Source organism: Streptomyces sp. Je 1-332, assembly GCF_040730185.1.
Lineage (GTDB): Bacteria > Actinomycetota > Actinomycetes > Streptomycetales > Streptomycetaceae > Streptomyces.
Genome location: NZ_CP160402.1, coordinates 8025422 through 8040282 on the forward strand (window position 1 = coordinate 8025422; position 14861 = coordinate 8040282).

Consider the following 14861-nt stretch of genomic DNA (forward strand, 5'->3'; position numbering starts at 1 on the left):
CTTTCAGCGCTGAGCGTCAGCGGTCTGGTGTGTCTGGGTAACTGCTCGTGTGCCGAGGCCGTGCGCCTGGCCGTGCGCGGGGTTCAGAACTCCAGCACGATCTGCAGGGCGTCGGCGGGCCGCTCGTCGAGCAGCACGTAGGCATCGGCGGCGTCCGCCACCGGCACGACGTGACTGACCAGGGACTTCACGTCGACCTGGCCCTCGGCGACCAGCGAAAGGAACGTCTGCTGCAGCCGCTCGACGGTCCACCGTCCGGCCAGCTGCGGGGGAACTCCGCCGATCTGGGAGCAGATCAGCTGCACCCGGTTGTGGTGGAACTCGTCGCCCAGGCGCAGCCCCGCTCCGTCGCCCTGGTAGAAGCCGGACGCCACGACGCGGCCGCCCACGGTCACGGATCGCAGGGCCTCGTGCAGGGCCGGGTACACGCCGCTGATCTCGATGGCGACATCGGCGCCCGTGCCGCCGGTGGCCTCGCGGATGCGTTCGGCGACGGTGTCGGTGCGAGCGTTGAGAGTGTGCCGCGCGCCGTACTCACGGGCCGTCACCAGACGTCCGTCCAGGGCGTCCACGGCGGTGACGCGGGCGCCGTTGAGCTGGGCAAGGCGGGTGGTGAGCAGGCCGATGACGCCCTGGCCGAAGACCGCCACCTCCTCGCCGAGGTGGATGTCGGCGGCGAGCACCGCGTTGTACGCGATGGCGCCGACCCGGGCGAAAGCCCCGGCCAGGGGTTCGAGACCGGCGGGCAGGGTGTGGCCGATCATGCGCTCGGCGGGGACGATGCCCTCGCTGCGGTGGCCCCAGATGCCCCACACGAGGTCGCCGCGGGCCGGCATGCCGGGCGTGTCCACGAGTTCGGGGGAGACCTCGGTGACCTCGCCGACCTCGGAGTAGCCCCACCCGGCGACCGGGTACTCGATGCCGGCGGCGCCGTCGCGGAAGATCCGCGCCTCGGCGTCCCAGGTGCGCGTCAGGTAGGGGTTCGTGCCCCGGTAGGCGGTGAGTTCGGTGCCCGCGGAGATGCCGGAGTAGCGGGTGCGCACCCGCAGATGTCCTGCGGGCAACGGCGCACTCTCGTGCTCGGCTACTTCGACCTGACGGGGGCCGGTGAACTGGACGACGCGTTCCACGGGAGCTCCGGTAGTGCTGGGAATGGGTGTTACTCGCTGACTTACGTCGAAGGTATCTCAGAGTTATGTCTTGTCAATACGCAAAAGTGGTGCTGAGATGCTCGGGACAGTGCGTGAGTGGCGTGAGGACACAGCATGTTGATGAAAACCCGGCGGTCGAGGGCGGCCCGGTTCGGGCTCGCGGCGACCTTGGCCGCGGGCCTGCTCGCCGGCTGCTCCGGCAGCTCCGACGCCGAGCGGCAGGCCGACAACACGATCACGGTGTGGTCACAGGAGAACCTCCCTCCCCGGATGGCGGCGACCGAGAAGATCGTCAGCCGTTTCGAGAAGGAGACGGGCGTCAAGGTGAACCTGGTCGGCGTGGACGAGGCGCAGCTGCCGCAGCTGATCATGTCGGCGGCCGCATCCGGCAAGCTCCCGGACGTCATCGGCGCCGTCCCCATGGGCCAGGTCTGGCAGATGTACGGCAACGGCCTGCTGAACACGAAGGTCGCCGAACAGATCGTCCAGGACCTGGACCCGGACACCTTCAACGCCAACGCCCTGTCCCTGACCGAGGACCACGGCACCCGCCTCGGCGTCCCCTCCGACGCCTGGCTCCAGCTGCTGGTCTACCGAAAGGACCTCTTCGCCGAAGCCGGCCTCAAGGCCCCGGACACCTACACGAAGGCCCGGAAAGCGGCGGCCGCTCTCGACAGCGACGGCAGGGCGGGCATGTCCGCCGCCACCGACCCCTCGGACGTCTTCACACAGCAGAGCTTCGAGGACCTCGCCCTGGCCAACGGCTGCCGGCTGGTCGACGCGGCCGGCAAACCCGCGCTCGACTCACCGCAGTGCCGTGAGGCCTTCGCCGCGTACGACGATCTCGCCCGCGAACACGGCGCCTCCGGCACCCAGAGCGTGGACACCACCCGCGCCACCTACTTCGCGGGCAAGTCCTCGATGATGATCTGGTCGTCCTTCCTGCTCGACGAGTTGGCCGGCCTGCGCTCGGACGCGCTGCCCAGCTGCCCGCAGTGCAAGAAGGACCCCAAGTTCCTCGCCCGCAACACCAACGTGATCACCGCTCTGCAGGGCCCCGACGGCAAGGAACCCGCCCAGTTCGGCGAGATCACCTCCTGGGCCGTCACCAGGACCGCCGAGACCGGCGCCTCCCGCAAGTTCATCGAGTACATGATGAGCAAGGGGTACGAGGACTGGTTCGGCATGGCCCCCGAGGGCAAGATCCCGGTCCGTACCGGCACCCAGAGCGAGCCCGGAACCTTCGACCGGGCCTGGCGCTCCAGCGTCATGGGAGTCGACCGCCGCGCCTCCATGCAGAAGGCCTACCCGCCGGAGCTCCTGGACCGGCTCGTCGCGGGCGTGGGCAACATGAAGCGCTGGGGCCTCACCGAGGGTCAGGGCACGTTGGTGGGGGCCACCAACGGAGAACTGCCCGTGGCCAAGGCCATCGGCGCGATGACCAGCGGCCAGATCTCACCGGACGAAGCCGCCGAGGAGGCCAACGACGAGGTGGCCGCCCTCCAGAAGTCCCTCCAGTAGCCGGCCGCACAGGCGCTCCCCTCAGACGGTCCTTCAGGCGCTCTTCCCGGCGCTCCTTCTTCGAGGTAACCCATCCATGAGCACACTCCAGAGCGGCGCGAAGAAGCGCCGCGACCACCAATCCCGGCCTGCCGGCAAGAACCAGCCGCAACTCTCCGGCAAGAACCAGCCGCAGTCCGCCAGCAAGCGGGAGAACCGCGCCGGACTCGCCTTCGTGACCCCCACCTTCCTGGTGGTCCTGGTCGTGGTGATCCTGCCGATCCTGTGGACCGTCCTGCTCGCCTTCCAGCACGCCAAGCTCGTCAACATCCAGGACAGCGGTCTCTTCGGCCGCTGGACCCTCGCCAACTTCGAGCAGGTATTCGGCTCGCCCGGCTTCTGGAGCAGCCTCGGTACCACGCTGCTCTACACCGTCGGCTCCACCGCGGGCTCCGTCGTCCTCGGTCTCATCGCGGCACTCGCCCTGCGCAAGCCCTTCCGCGGCCGGGGCATCCTGCGGGCCGCGATGCTCCTGCCGTACGTCGCGCCGGTGGTCGCCGTCGCCTTCGTCTGGGAAGTGGCGCTCAGCCCCCAGTTCGGCATCGTCAACGAATGGGGCCACAAGCTCTTCGGCTGGGACGACCCGATCGCGTTCCTGTCCACCCGGTCCTACGAAGTGAGCCTGCTCGGCGTGCACTTCGACATCCCGCTGGCACTGCTCACCGTCATAGCCTTCGAGACCTGGCGCTACTTCCCCTTCGCCTTCCTCTTCATGCTCGCCCGCCTCCAGGCCGTACCCAGCAGCCTGGAAGAGGCCGCGGAAGTCGACGGAGCCACGCTGACCCAGCGCTTCCGCCACATCCTGCTGCCGCAACTGATGCCCGTCATCGCGCTGTTGTCCGTCCTGCGCTTCATCATGACGTTCAACAAGTTCGACGACATCTACCTGCTCACGGGCGGCGGCTCCGGCACGGACGTCGTGGCCGTACGTGTCTACGACTTCCTCACCTCACGCTTCGACGTCGGCGCCGCATCCGCCCAGGCACTGGTCCTGGCCGTCGCGCTGATGGCCCTCCTGGGCATCTATTTCAAGTTCTTCGGCAAGAAGGTGCAGGAGGAGTCGGCATGACCCGGACCCAGACGATGACCCGAGCGGGGACCGAGCAGCCGCAGCCGGACGGCCCCCGCTCCGAGCCTCGGCGCCGCACGCCGCGTCCGACCCGCGCGCAGTTCGAGGAGCGCTTCTTCGGCGTCCTGCGCTGGGTCGTGATCGCCTTCCTCGCCGCGATCACGATCGTGCCCTTCTACTACATGCTCCTGCTGTCGGTGAAGCCCATCGACGCACTGCTTCTCGACCCCGGCAACCTCTGGGTCTCGGCCAAGGACTTCACCCTCAGCACGTACGAGAACGTCCTCAAGTCGTCCTCCGACGGCGGCCAGGGCTTCCTCGGCATGCTGCTCAACTCGGCACTCGTCGCCGTCGCCACGGTCCTGCTGACCCTGGCCGCCGCGGTACCCGGCGCGTACGCGGTCAGCCGACTGAAGTTCTTCGGCAACCGGCACGTCAGCGCCATCTTCCTGGCCGTCTACCTCTTCCCCGCGACGCTGCTCGCGGTGCCGCTCTTCGTCATGTTCGCGAAGATGGGGCTCTCCGGCAGTCTCGTCGGTCTGGCCATCGTCTACATCGCCCAGACGGTCCCGGTCTCGATCTACATGCTGAAGAACTACTTCGTCACCATCCCCCACAGCATCGAGGAAGCGGCGGCGATCGACGGGGCCTCACGGCTGCAGACCGTCCGCAAGATCATCCTGCCGCTCGCCACGCCTACCCTGATGGCCACCGGCCTTTACGTATTCATGATCGCGTGGAACGAATTCCTCTTCGCGCTCCTCTTCCTGGCCGCCGAGCCCGACAAGTGGACGGTCTCGCTGGGACTGCAGCAACTGGCCAACGGCATCGAGGTGTCCAAGACCGTACTGATGGCCGGGTCGGTCATCCTCACCATCCCCGTGGTACTCCTGTTCTTCGCCGCCGAACGGCTCCTGACCGAGGGCCTGACCAGCGGCGCGGACAAGGGCTGACACCGGCTCAGCACGACGGCAGCCAACAGCCGTACGGCTCGACCGGCCGACGGCATGCACCACACGCATCACACGCACGACACGGCACAGATCAACAGGACAGGACGGGGACGGCGGGCATGGCAGGAAACCAGGCCAGCGCAGGGCACCTGCTGCAGCTCATCCGCAGCGGACAGGCCACCACGCGCGGAGCACTCCAGCAGGCCACCGGACTCTCCCGGTCGACGGTGGGCCACCGGCTCGACCAGCTCTTCGCGGCCGGCTGGCTGCGCGACGCGACGGGCGCCTCCACCGGCGGACGCCCCTCCGCCCGCCTGGAGTTCGACCCGACGCACGCCGTGGTGATCGCCGCTGACCTGGAGACCCGGCACGCGCGCGCCGCGGTGCTCGACCTGTCGGGAAAGGTCCTCGCCGAGCACAGCGGCGCCCTCCTCATCGGCGACGGCCCCGACCGCGTCCTGGACGAACTGGCCCGCTGGTTCGCCCCTCTGCTCGCCGAGGCAGGTGCCGACGCGGCACGGGTCTGCGGCATCGGCCTTTCCGTGCCCGGCCCGGTCGACTGGGAGACGGCCCAGATCGTGCAGCCGCCGATCATGCCGGGCTGGGACCGCTTCCCCGTACGGGAACGACTGCGCGAAGCGTGGGCGGAGCACATCGGCCCCGCGTCCGATGCGGGGCCCCCGCCCGTCTACGTCGACAACGACGCCAACCTGATGGCCTTGGCGGAGCAGCGAGTCGGTCACCCCGACTGCAGTGCCTTCGTCCTGATCAAGGCTTCCACCGGCATCGGCGCTGGCGTCATCGTCGGCGGAGAGGTCTACCGAGGCATCGACGGTGGGGCCGGTGACATCGGCCACATCCGTCTGCACGACCGCCCTGACGCCCTGTGCATGTGCGGTTCCTACGGCTGTCTCGCCGCGGTCGCCAGTGGTGGCGCCATCGCCAGGCAGCTCACCGCCGCCGGAGTGCCCACCGCATCGGGATCCGACGTCCGCGCCCACCTGGCCACGGGTCACCCGGACGCCACGCGCTTCGCCCGGGAGGCGGGCCAGCGCGTGGGCGAAGTCCTCGTCACCGTCGTCACCTTGCTGAACCCCGGCGTCCTGGTCCTCACCGGCGACCTGGCCGGAACACCCTTCCTCACCGGTGTGCGTGAACTCCTCTACCAACGCGCCATGCCGCGCACCACCTCCCACCTCCAGGTCGTCACGTCGGAACTGGGCGACCACGCCGCCCTGATGGGCGCCACCCTTATGGTCGTCGAACACCTCTACGCGCCGGAGACGGCGGATGCGCGCCTTGCCGCGCTCCTCGCCCCCGGTGACAGGTGACCGCTGGCGCGCGACGCCGGGCCCACTTCCGCGCACTACAGGCCACGCGCACCACAGGCCACACACACGCGCACCACAGGCCACACACACGCGCACCACAGGCCACACACACGCACACCCCGGAGTAGCACCATGCCCCACCTCAGCGCCCCCGACGCCGCCGCTTGGGCCCATGCGCCTGTCCGCGTAGGCCTCGTGGGGGCCGGTCCGTGGGCCCGTGCCATGCATGCGCGCATGCTGGCAGCGGGCCCGGAGACGACCCTCGCGGGGGTCTGGGCCCGTCGGCCCGAGGCTGCCGCCGAGGTCGCCGCGGCGTACGGTGCTCCGGTCGCCGCCTCCTACGAGGAACTCCTCGACATGTCCGAGGCAGTGGCCTTCGCCGTACCGCCGGCCGTGCAGTCCGCCCTCGCCCCGCGTGCCGCCGCGGCGGGCCGCGCACTGCTCCTGGAGAAGCCGCTCGGTGTCGACCTGGACGCCGCCCGCGGAGTCGCGGACGCGGTTGCCGAGCATCAGGTGATCTCCCAGCTCGTCCTCACCAAGCGGTACCACCCGGCCACCCGCGCCTTCCTCGCCGAAGCGGCGACGCGGGAGGTGTCCGGTGCCCGCTCGTGCTACCTGCACGGTGCCTTTCTCGGGGGCGACTTCGCCACCGGGTGGCGACTGGAGCACGGCGCGCTGCTCGATCTGGGCCCGCACCTCCTGGACCTGCTCGACACCGCGGTCGCCCCGATCGTCTCCGTACGTGCCACGGGTGATCCGAGGCGTTGGATCGAACTGACCTGTGAACACGAGAACGGGGCGATCAGTCAGGCTTCCCTGTCCGGCAGCGTGAACCTGCCGCGGGCCAGGACGCGGGTGGAGCTCTTCGGGCCCGGCGAAGAACTGGTCTACGACACGGCGGGCATCGACCACGAGGAGTGCTGGCCCATTCTGCGCCGCGAGTTCGCCACCGCGGTCCGTACGGGCCACGGAACGGGAATCGACGCGGCCCACGGCCTGCACATCCAGCGACTGCTCGACCACGCCGCGGGCTGACGATACGGGCGCCCCCTGCCAGCGCGACAGCGGGCTCTACGACTGAAGGCGTCAGGGTGGAGAGGGACAATCCCTCTCCGCCCTGACGCCTTCAGTGGATGATTTATGCGGCAGAAGTCAGATGCGCCCATGTGTCAGCCGCGTCAACGGTCCGCCCTGGACCTTCGCGGTCCGGCGCCCGGCGGTGAAGGAAACACCGACCACACTGACCAGACCGGCGGCGGCCCCCGCGGCAATGGCCTTGCGGTTCTTCACCAAGGTCCAGCCGGCGACTGCCGTGGAAGCGACCTTGCCGGAGGCCGACACCACCGTCTTGCCGCCGCTCTCGATACCCGCGGCTGCCGCCTGCTTCGCACGCTGTGTCGCGAGCCCGAACGAATGCGCACCAGAACCGGCGGCATCGGCCGCCTCCCCGGCGGTCCCCTTCGCCTTCTCGGCAGCCTCGGCCGACTCCTGCTTGGCCTTCTGTGCAGTGGTGTTCACCTTGCTCGCTCCTGTACTCGCAGCGGACCGCCCCTTGGCGGCAGTTGCCTTCGTGCTCTGCCGGGCGTTACCGGCGCTGTCACTGGAATTTCTTCTCTCGTCAGCCATGGAGTCCGTGTTGCCGTTCAACGCCTCGTGAAACAAGAAGGGTTCGACTACTGGTGAGCGTCGCCCCCGCGCGGGGGCCGCACCGCGTGCTCACGCGCGCCAGCGCTGCACGTATCCCTCCATCAAGGGGCCCCCGACCAAGTCGAGAGCCTGCTCGACCGCAGCGGCCAACGGCGCCGGGTCGGCGTGCTCGGCCACGGCGCGGTGCCCGGCCAGCAGGGCTGTGCCCAGGGCGGGATCCGCGATCAGCAGCCGACGGGGAAGCCACTTGCCGATCCCTGTCCAGGCACTGTGATGGGCGGTGACCAGGTCAGCCGCCAAGCGCAGCACCTGGTCGGCGAGGGAGAGCTGTTCGTACCGGTCTGCCGGTGGGATGTCGCTGAGGTCGTCCAGGAAGCAGGTGAGGGCGTAGCGGCCGTGTTCCCATTCGGCCTCGGTGAGCGGCGGGGGACCGGACGCGAGCACGCTTCGAGCCAGCTGGCGTGCACGGGCCACGTGCCCGTGCGGATCAGCCAGGGGCAGACCTTGGTCGTAGACGAAGAGGACGGTGCCGCGACGCCGGGCTCGGTCCCAGGCGAAGAACTCCGGTATGTCCGCAAGGGTGTTCAGGAACAACTCGACTATGCGGCCATCATGACGGATCACCTCCCGGCGGCTCGTATCGGAGTCGGGGAGGAGAACGGCCACATCCAGATCGCTGGCAGGAGTGGCGCGACCTAGAGCGGCGGAACCTCCGAGCAGGGCGCCCAGGGCATGCGGGAAGAGCTCGTCGACCACACGGAGAGCTTGGGCTTCGACAGCTTCTTGATCGTCCATGGGCGCTCATCGTGCCAGCTTGTCCGCAGCAGCCTGACGGACGCTGCGGCCACACCTGGAAAACTGGGCGCCCGTGCCGGGAACAGGTGATCCGGGCGGTGCTGTTGCACCGACGGGGCACCGGCGCCCGACGGCCGGGAATCGGAGAGTACGAGGTCGTCGGCCCCACCGGGATTCGGGCGCCCGCGCCCCAGGATCGTGGGGCGCACGCCGCGCAGAGGGGCCTGGGCCATGACGCCTGGGTCGAGATAATTTCTTCCAGGAGGACTGTTTCTTATGACTGACTACCGGCCTTTGACACTCATGGCAGTACACGCCCACCCCGACGACGAGGCCACCGGAACCGGAGGTGTCCTCGCGCGGTATGCGGCGGAAGGATTCCGTACGGTTCTCGTGACCTGTACCGACGGCGGTTGCGGGGACGGGCCGGGGGGCGTCAAGCCAGGCGATCCCGGCCACGACCCGGCGGCCGTCGCCCAGATGCGCCGTCAGGAACTCAGGGAGAGCTGTGACGTCCTGAAGATCAGCGATCTGGAGACGCTGGACTATGCCGACTCCGGGATGATGGGCTGGTCGAGCAACGACGCCCCCGGGGCCTTCTGGCAGACCCCCGTCGAGGAAGGCGCCGCCCGCCTCGCGGAACTCATGCGGCACTACCGCCCCGATGTGGTCGTCACGTACGACGAGAACGGCTTCTACGGCCACCCCGACCACATCCAGGCCCACCGCATCACGATGGCGGCGCTGGCGATGACCACGCTGACACCGAAGGTGTACTGGACGACGATGCCCCGCTCGGCGATGCAACGGTTCGGGGAGACCATGCGCGAGTTCCAGGAGGACATGCCGGAGCCGGATCCCGCCGAGGCCGCGGCGCTGGCGGAGATCGGCCTCCCCGACGACGAGATCACCACGTGGGTGGACACCACCGCCTTCAGCGGCCAGAAGTTCGATGCGCTGGCCGCGCACGCCAGTCAGGGCGAGAACATCTTCTTCCTCAGGATGGGCAAGGAAAGGTTCGGCGAGTTGATGGGCATGGAGACCTTCGTGCGCGTCGCGGACTCCACCGGCGCGGCCGTACCGGAGAACGACCTGTTCGCCGGACTCCGCTGATCCACCCGACAGGGGCAGCGCGCGCCAGTCATCCGATCGGCGCGCGCATCTCCTTGCGTACCTGCAGCGTCGTCCACCCGCGACCTGCGCCAGGTCAGAGCACAACGCGGTAGTGGGTGGTGAGGCGTCGGTCGTCGCCCAGGACGTGGAAAGCGAGGCCGGGGGGCTGGTCGCGGTCGGCGGGGTGGTCGCTCTCCCAAGGCATGCGCAGGGTCCAGGTGACGGCCGGTCCGACGATCAGTGGGCGAGCGGCAAAGGTCGAGGCTGCCGCCGTGTGAGCGTGGCCGGTCAGGACGGCGACGACCTGGGGGTGCGCCTGAAGCAGGCCGGCCAGTCGCTCGGGCTGTTCGAGCATTCCGGAGTCGGGCAGGGGATGGTGGAGCTCGACCGGTGGCTGATGGAAGGCCATCAGCGCGGGGGTGCCGTGCGGCAGGCCCGCGAGCTGGGTGTCGAGCCAGTCAAGTGTCTCGGCATCGAGGCGCCCCTCGTCGCGGCCGGGGATCGTCGAGTCGCACATGAAGATGGCGGCCCCGGCTATGTGGTGCAGCCGGTTGATGGGGCAGGTGCCGGGGGTCTCTCCGAGCAGGGCCTTGCGGTAGGCCGGACGCGCGTCGTGGTTGCCGGGGCAAGTGAGCACCGGGAAAGGGGCCTTGAGGATGCGCACCGCTTCCTCGTACTCCGCCTCTGTGCCGTGGTCTGCGATGTCCCCGGTGACCAACAGGGCGTCGACCGGGCGGGGCAGGGCTCGCAGGTAGTCCATGACGCGGTCGGCTCGCCGGATGGACCTCTGACTGCCGTCCAGGTGCAGGTCGCTGATCTGGGCAAGCAACACTGTCATGATCCATCCCCCGTAATTCGTCTGCTTCGAGACGACCTGACCGCTGTTCCACGCCGGGACAGATCTTCGCCCTCCCAGCGTCTAACGGTAATTATCATTTAACCGTTAGGGACTCTAGGGTGTACGTGAGCGTGTGATCAAGTAGCTGACGCAGACAGATCCGGACGGAGGCGCTGATGGAACGTTGGCTGGCACTGGAGTTGGCGAGCACGATCCGCCACGACGGAGACGGCGGCGTCGCCGACGACCTCGCCACGGTGCGTGGAACGGGCCACTGGATCCAGGCTCAGGCCGACCTCCTGGCTGTACACGTCGCGCCGGGAGAGATCGCCGTGGACGAAGGCCTCAGGAGCGAGATCATCGAGCTGCGGCGCGCGATTCGCGCGCTGTTCGCACGAACGGTCAGCCCGGCGCCCCCCAGCCCGGCGGACGCGCGCCGGCTGATGCCGGCCGACCAGGCGATAGCGCACATCAACGCCGTCGCTGCCGGCGAACCAGTCGTCCCGCAGTTGGACTGGCCGTCAGAAGGATCACCTACTGCCCTTCTGCAGTCGCCGGAGAGCAACCTGAGGACCCGGCTCATGGCCACGTTGAGCCGCGACGCCATCGACTTCCTGAGCGGCCCCCAGCGCGAGCACCTACGCGCCTGCGCCGCTCCGCGTTGCGTGCGCTACTTCGTCAAGTCCCATGGGCGACAGGAGTGGTGCAAACCGTCCTGCGGAAACCGCGCCCGGGCAGCGCGCCATTACCGACGCCAGCGCCTGACACCGGAGGGTGGCCCCGCCTTGTGATGTCCCCTTCGGCGGGCTGAGCCATGAACGAAAGCACCGACCGCCCCAGTGGTCCCAGGACGGCCGGGCTCTGGCGTTCAGCGCCACCTTCCCCCGTGCGTCAGCGCCGCGCGCCTGTCACATCACTGTCGTTGCTCCGCGTCCCGGGGCCCCTGCCGGCCAGCCCCGGGATCAGTACCGCCGCCACCGCCAGGTGCATCAGAGCGAGGGCGGACCGGGTGCCGCCGTCCATGCCGTCGCCGATGAACGGCAGGAAAGACACAGCCAGTACGACACTGGCTGCCCAGGTCCAGATGGCGCGGGCGCGGTGTGCCGTAAACCGCTCCAGGGTGGCCAACAACTCCCAGGCGGAGAGCGATGCCAGCAGCGCTACCGACGCCACCGGTGCGGCTCCGATGTGAAGGGTCTGCTCGCCGTCGGCGATTTGCAGCCGATGTCCCAGCAGGGGGTCCGCGATCAGCCACACCAGGGCGGCGGTCAGGACGGCTAACGCCGTAACCACCAGGCGCCTTCTCGGCGCGCTCACTTGACGCCCCCCGAGACCGCTCCGTGCAGGAAGACGTCCACCAGCTCCTGAGCGGTCAGGTCGGGTTCGTCCTCCGTTCGCGGCTGGGTGAAGAGCAGCCCGAAGAAGAGGGCGGCGATCTGCTCGGGCGGCCGGCGCAAGGCCGCCCTCTCCGGCTCCAGTAGCTCCGCGAGGGCTGCGCGGATACGGGACGTCGACTCTTGGCGGCCCGCGCCGCGCACCGTTCCGGGGTGCTTGCCGCCGCGATGCCCCAGCGAGCCGACGATCGCGCCCATCCTGTCCATGTGCGCCTGCAGCGCCTCGGCCGCCTCCGCGAGCCGGTCGGGCAGAGGCTGGGACACGTCGATCGCGTCGAGCTCGCGGATCGCGTGCTCGGGGGAGAGGGCCTCGGCCACGCAGGCCTGCAGCAGTTCGTCCTTGTCGGCGAAGACACGGAAGATCGTGCCCTCGCCGATGCCCGCGGCGCGGGCGATCTTCGAGGTCGTCACCGTGGCCCCGTACTCGGCGATCAGCGGGATGGCGGTCTGGATGATCATTTCGCGGCGCCGCTCCGGCGACATGGCGGCGGCGCGGCGGCGGGGGGTCGGGTTCTCCTTGGCTGCTGTCATGACCGTGAGCTTACGGAGTGAGTCCTCACTCCGTCAATGAGTGAGGACTCACTCCGTTCGAGTGGCGTACTCGCCCTAACCCTGAACCTGACGGTCAGACACCACTCAAGTGGACCTGCGTCTTTCAGCAGTCGCGGTGGTTTGAGGGATGAGCCTGGCAAGGCGTTCGACGGTGGGGTGCATGCGCTCGGTCACCCGAGACCGCCGTCGCTCTGGAGAAGCTGGCCGTTGATCCATCCGCCCTCGGTGGAACAGAGAAACGAGACCAGGTTCGCGCAGTCCTGCGGCACGCCCAGGCGCCCCAGGGGAGCAGAGCGGGCCATGTCCGCCCTCTGCTCCTCGGTCATCCACCCGGTGTCGGTGGGCCCGGGGTTGACCGCGTTGCAGGTCACTCCCAGGTGGGCCAGTTCACGCGCGGCGGCCAGCGTGATGCGGTCCATCGCACCCTTGCTTGCCCCGTAAGGCAGGTTGCCGGCTGTGTGGTCGCTGGTCAGGCTGACGATGCGCCCGCTGCCATGTTCCCCGCGAAACCGCAGCCCGTACTCCCGGATCAGTAGCCAGCTCGCGCGCGCGTTGACCGCGAAGTGCAGGTCGAAGCTTTCCACCGTCGTGTCCAACAGCCCCGAGTCGACCGACTCGCAGTGGCAGAGCGCCAACGCGGTGACGTTCCCCAGTTCGCGCTCGACGCTGTCGAAAAGCTGAGCCGGCACGACCGGATCGCTCAGGTCCGCCTCGATGGCATGGGCCCTCGCCCCGAGTGACGCCACCTGCTTCCGTAAGTTCTCAGGCGCCCCCGGCTCTCCGCCCCACTGCATCCGCGCGTCATACGGAGTCCAGTACGTGAACGCCACGTCCCAGCCCGTCCGGGCCAGATCCACGACCACGGACGTCGCGATTCCCGCCGAACGCCCCGCCCCCGTGACCAGGGCAAGCGGGCGCCCCGAAGCTGCCATGTCCCGTCGCTCATCCCCGTACGTCTCGCCGCTCATGATCCCCATCCTGGCGCGACACGCGGCCCCTGGCACTCACTTTTCCCAACGGCGCGACGCCCTCGGCGTCCGGAGCCGGAATCACAAACGCCGGTTCCTGCGCCCAGCGGCCACCTCCCATCACATAGGGAGCAACTGGGATCGAGTTCGCGTACCCCAGCGTTCGAGCGAGGGGCCGACGGCGCCCACCGTGGCGAAGAACGCGCCGAGGACCAGCCAGCCGGTGGTGCCAAGTCCGAGTACGACGGTGGTGAGGATGGCGGGGGCGAGTGCCTGGCCCGCGCTGAAGCCGAGCCCGAGAAGGCCTTGGTACTGGCCTTGCGCATGGTCCGGCGCCAGGCCGAAACCGAGGGCGAATCCGGCCGAGGACTCCCAGATCTCGCCGAGGCTGTGGACGAAGATCGCCGCGACGACGAGGGCGACGGCCGCCCACACCGGAGTGTGCGCGGTCAGGGCCATCATCGGACAACTGAGGAGGAAGAGCAGCCCCGCCGTGCGGAATGCTCTGCCGCCGTCGCGAGGCGTTTCGATACGGGATCCGATTCTGGTCTGCAAGAGGACGCAGACTCCCGCATTGAGCGCGAATACCGCGGCCACGGTCCAGCGCGGCGCGTCGGTGTGCTCCGAGATCCAGATCGGCAGAAGCAAAGACACCGCCGGGTATTGCAGCCCCATCGCACCATAGAGGGCGGTGAACGCGACGAACGGACGGTCGCGGAGAGCGATCCAGCGACGCTGTTCCGGCGGTCGCGCCAACGCTCGGTAGTGGGGGAGCAAGAACAAGAGAAGCGCGCACAGCGCAAAGCTGGTCGCATTGCCGAGAATCAGAACGGTGTAGGCAGTGCGAGTATCCGCAGCGACCGCGACTCCGGCACTCACGGTTCCCAGGACGACGCCCAGATTGACGTAGGTGCGGAGCTTTGCCCTGAACAGCGCAGGGCGGTCGGTGCCGACCCGGACCACGAGGGCTCCCCAGGCCGCGCCGCCGACTGCCGCGGCGAGTTGATCGACGGTTGCGACGACCGTGAGTGCGCCCCAGCTCTCGACCAGTACGAGAGCGGACATCGCCACTGCCTGAACTGCCAGAGCGAGCACCATGATCGTGCGAGGCCCGCGTCGATCGGCCAGGTGACCCCCCGGTATGCCCGCGAGCAGGCCCAGCAACCCAGCGACCGTGAGAGCGGCACCGACCTGCGCCGGCGGTAGACCCACGACCAACGTGAAGTAGAGCGCCGACGCCGCGTTGAAGAGTCCATTGCCGACGCGGTTCACGAAGCTGGCCAGGATCAGTACACGCTCAGGCCTGTCATTCCCCGCTATGTGAGCTATTCGACCGGGCTTTCTTCCGGTGATCATGGACGCAGGCTAGCAGTGGTCGAACGCACCGCCAGGGGGGCGAAGTTGCGGCAGCGCGGTGCAGTGTCTGCTGTAGCGGTGCCGGGGACCGATCCAGAATATTTCGGAGTCCGGCGGTCCGAGGATGTCGAGAA

Annotated in this window: 15 protein-coding genes; 7 read left to right on the forward strand and 8 right to left on the reverse strand. The window is 68.9% G+C overall.

Features of this window, described 5'->3' with window-relative positions:
* Positions 1–83: 83 nt before the first annotated feature.
* Complete coding sequence (locus ABXJ52_RS36235) at positions 84–1130, reverse strand: zinc-binding alcohol dehydrogenase (protein ID WP_367048279.1); 1047 nt, start codon at positions 1128–1130, stop codon at positions 84–86.
* A gap of 135 nt (positions 1131–1265) precedes the next feature.
* On the opposite strand from ABXJ52_RS36235, the gene ABXJ52_RS36240 reads away from it, so the two are divergent.
* From ABXJ52_RS36240 to ABXJ52_RS36260, 5 genes are all read left to right on the forward strand, one after another.
* Entirely contained in the window at positions 1266–2672 is a 1407-nt protein-coding gene (locus tag ABXJ52_RS36240) for an extracellular solute-binding protein (RefSeq protein WP_367048281.1), read from the forward strand.
* A 76-nt stretch (positions 2673–2748) separates the two neighbouring features.
* Positions 2749–3780: a sugar ABC transporter permease gene (locus tag ABXJ52_RS36245; RefSeq protein WP_367048283.1), complete on the forward strand. Its 1032-nt coding sequence runs from the start codon at positions 2749–2751 to the stop codon at positions 3778–3780.
* Positions 3777–4733: a carbohydrate ABC transporter permease gene (locus ABXJ52_RS36250; RefSeq protein WP_367048285.1), complete on the forward strand. Its 957-nt coding sequence runs from the start codon at positions 3777–3779 to the stop codon at positions 4731–4733. The genes ABXJ52_RS36245 and ABXJ52_RS36250 overlap by 4 nt, the downstream gene beginning before the upstream one ends.
* Before the next feature lie 119 nt (positions 4734–4852).
* The gene (locus tag ABXJ52_RS36255) at positions 4853–6064 is read left to right on the forward strand and encodes an ROK family protein (RefSeq protein ID WP_367048287.1); all 1212 of its coding nucleotides are present in this window, start codon (positions 4853–4855) and stop codon (positions 6062–6064) included.
* Between the two features lie 132 nt (positions 6065–6196).
* Entirely contained in the window at positions 6197–7099 is a 903-nt protein-coding gene (locus ABXJ52_RS36260; protein WP_367048289.1) for a Gfo/Idh/MocA family oxidoreductase, read from the forward strand.
* A 117-nt stretch (positions 7100–7216) separates the two neighbouring features.
* Here ABXJ52_RS36260 and ABXJ52_RS36265 read toward each other — a convergent pair whose 3' ends face one another.
* Both ABXJ52_RS36265 and ABXJ52_RS36270 read right to left on the reverse strand, forming a co-directional pair.
* Positions 7217–7582 carry a hypothetical protein gene (locus tag ABXJ52_RS36265; RefSeq protein ID WP_367048291.1) on the reverse strand — a complete coding sequence of 122 codons (366 nt, stop codon included), beginning with the start codon at positions 7580–7582 and terminating at the stop codon, positions 7217–7219.
* Positions 7583–7780: 198 nt separating this feature from the next.
* Positions 7781–8506, reverse strand: a complete 726-nt coding sequence (locus tag ABXJ52_RS36270; protein WP_367048293.1) for a nucleotidyltransferase domain-containing protein — start codon at positions 8504–8506, stop codon at positions 7781–7783.
* A gap of 276 nt (positions 8507–8782) precedes the next feature.
* Here ABXJ52_RS36270 and ABXJ52_RS36275 point away from each other — a divergent pair, with 276 nt between their 5' ends.
* A complete protein-coding gene (locus ABXJ52_RS36275) occupies positions 8783–9619 on the forward strand; it encodes a PIG-L family deacetylase (protein ID WP_367048295.1) in 837 nt (278 codons plus the stop codon).
* Between the two features lie 94 nt (positions 9620–9713).
* On the opposite strand, the gene ABXJ52_RS36280 is transcribed toward ABXJ52_RS36275, so the two are convergent.
* On the reverse strand, positions 9714–10457 hold the full coding sequence (locus ABXJ52_RS36280) for a metallophosphoesterase (RefSeq protein WP_367048297.1): 744 nt from the start codon (positions 10455–10457) through the stop codon (positions 9714–9716).
* A 176-nt stretch (positions 10458–10633) separates the two neighbouring features.
* Between ABXJ52_RS36280 and ABXJ52_RS36285 the strand changes: the two genes are divergently transcribed.
* Positions 10634–11248, forward strand: a complete 615-nt coding sequence (locus ABXJ52_RS36285; RefSeq protein ID WP_367048299.1) for a CGNR zinc finger domain-containing protein — start codon at positions 10634–10636, stop codon at positions 11246–11248.
* Between the two features lie 100 nt (positions 11249–11348).
* On the opposite strand, the gene ABXJ52_RS36290 is transcribed toward ABXJ52_RS36285, so the two are convergent.
* The 4 genes from ABXJ52_RS36290 to ABXJ52_RS36305 form a co-directional block, all read right to left on the reverse strand.
* Positions 11349–11774, reverse strand: a complete 426-nt coding sequence (locus ABXJ52_RS36290) for a DUF6069 family protein (RefSeq protein ID WP_367048301.1) — start codon at positions 11772–11774, stop codon at positions 11349–11351.
* The gene (locus ABXJ52_RS36295) at positions 11771–12382 is read right to left on the reverse strand and encodes a TetR/AcrR family transcriptional regulator (protein ID WP_367048303.1); all 612 of its coding nucleotides are present in this window, start codon (positions 12380–12382) and stop codon (positions 11771–11773) included. Before ABXJ52_RS36295 ends, ABXJ52_RS36290 begins: the two co-directional genes overlap by 4 nt.
* 191 nt (positions 12383–12573) lie before the next feature.
* On the reverse strand, positions 12574–13371 hold the full coding sequence (locus tag ABXJ52_RS36300) for an SDR family oxidoreductase (RefSeq protein ID WP_367048305.1): 798 nt from the start codon (positions 13369–13371) through the stop codon (positions 12574–12576).
* A 120-nt stretch (positions 13372–13491) separates the two neighbouring features.
* On the reverse strand, positions 13492–14727 hold the full coding sequence (locus ABXJ52_RS36305; RefSeq protein ID WP_367048307.1) for an MFS transporter: 1236 nt from the start codon (positions 14725–14727) through the stop codon (positions 13492–13494).
* Between the last annotated feature and the right edge of the window lie 134 nt (positions 14728–14861).

Excerpts from the sequence above, each read along its gene's own strand:
- ABXJ52_RS36305 (WP_367048307.1), bottom strand. The coding sequence starts at position 14,727 with ATGATCACCGGAAGAAAGCCCGGTCGAATAGCTCACATAGCGGGGAAT.
- ABXJ52_RS36295 (WP_367048303.1), bottom strand. The coding sequence starts at position 12,382 with ATGACAGCAGCCAAGGAGAACCCGACCCCCCGCCGCCGCGCCGCCGCC.
- ABXJ52_RS36245 (WP_367048283.1), top strand. The coding sequence starts at position 2,749 with ATGAGCACACTCCAGAGCGGCGCGAAGAAGCGCCGCGACCACCAATCC.
- ABXJ52_RS36260 (WP_367048289.1), top strand. The coding sequence starts at position 6,197 with ATGCCCCACCTCAGCGCCCCCGACGCCGCCGCTTGGGCCCATGCGCCT.
- ABXJ52_RS36255 (WP_367048287.1), top strand. The coding sequence starts at position 4,853 with ATGGCAGGAAACCAGGCCAGCGCAGGGCACCTGCTGCAGCTCATCCGC.
- ABXJ52_RS36280 (WP_367048297.1), bottom strand. The coding sequence starts at position 10,457 with ATGACAGTGTTGCTTGCCCAGATCAGCGACCTGCACCTGGACGGCAGT.
- ABXJ52_RS36275 (WP_367048295.1), top strand. The coding sequence starts at position 8,783 with ATGACTGACTACCGGCCTTTGACACTCATGGCAGTACACGCCCACCCC.
- ABXJ52_RS36270 (WP_367048293.1), bottom strand. The coding sequence starts at position 8,506 with ATGGACGATCAAGAAGCTGTCGAAGCCCAAGCTCTCCGTGTGGTCGAC.
- ABXJ52_RS36250 (WP_367048285.1), top strand. The coding sequence starts at position 3,777 with ATGACCCGGACCCAGACGATGACCCGAGCGGGGACCGAGCAGCCGCAG.
- ABXJ52_RS36240 (WP_367048281.1), top strand. The coding sequence starts at position 1,266 with ATGTTGATGAAAACCCGGCGGTCGAGGGCGGCCCGGTTCGGGCTCGCG.
- ABXJ52_RS36285 (WP_367048299.1), top strand. The coding sequence starts at position 10,634 with ATGGAACGTTGGCTGGCACTGGAGTTGGCGAGCACGATCCGCCACGAC.
- ABXJ52_RS36300 (WP_367048305.1), bottom strand. The coding sequence starts at position 13,371 with ATGAGCGGCGAGACGTACGGGGATGAGCGACGGGACATGGCAGCTTCG.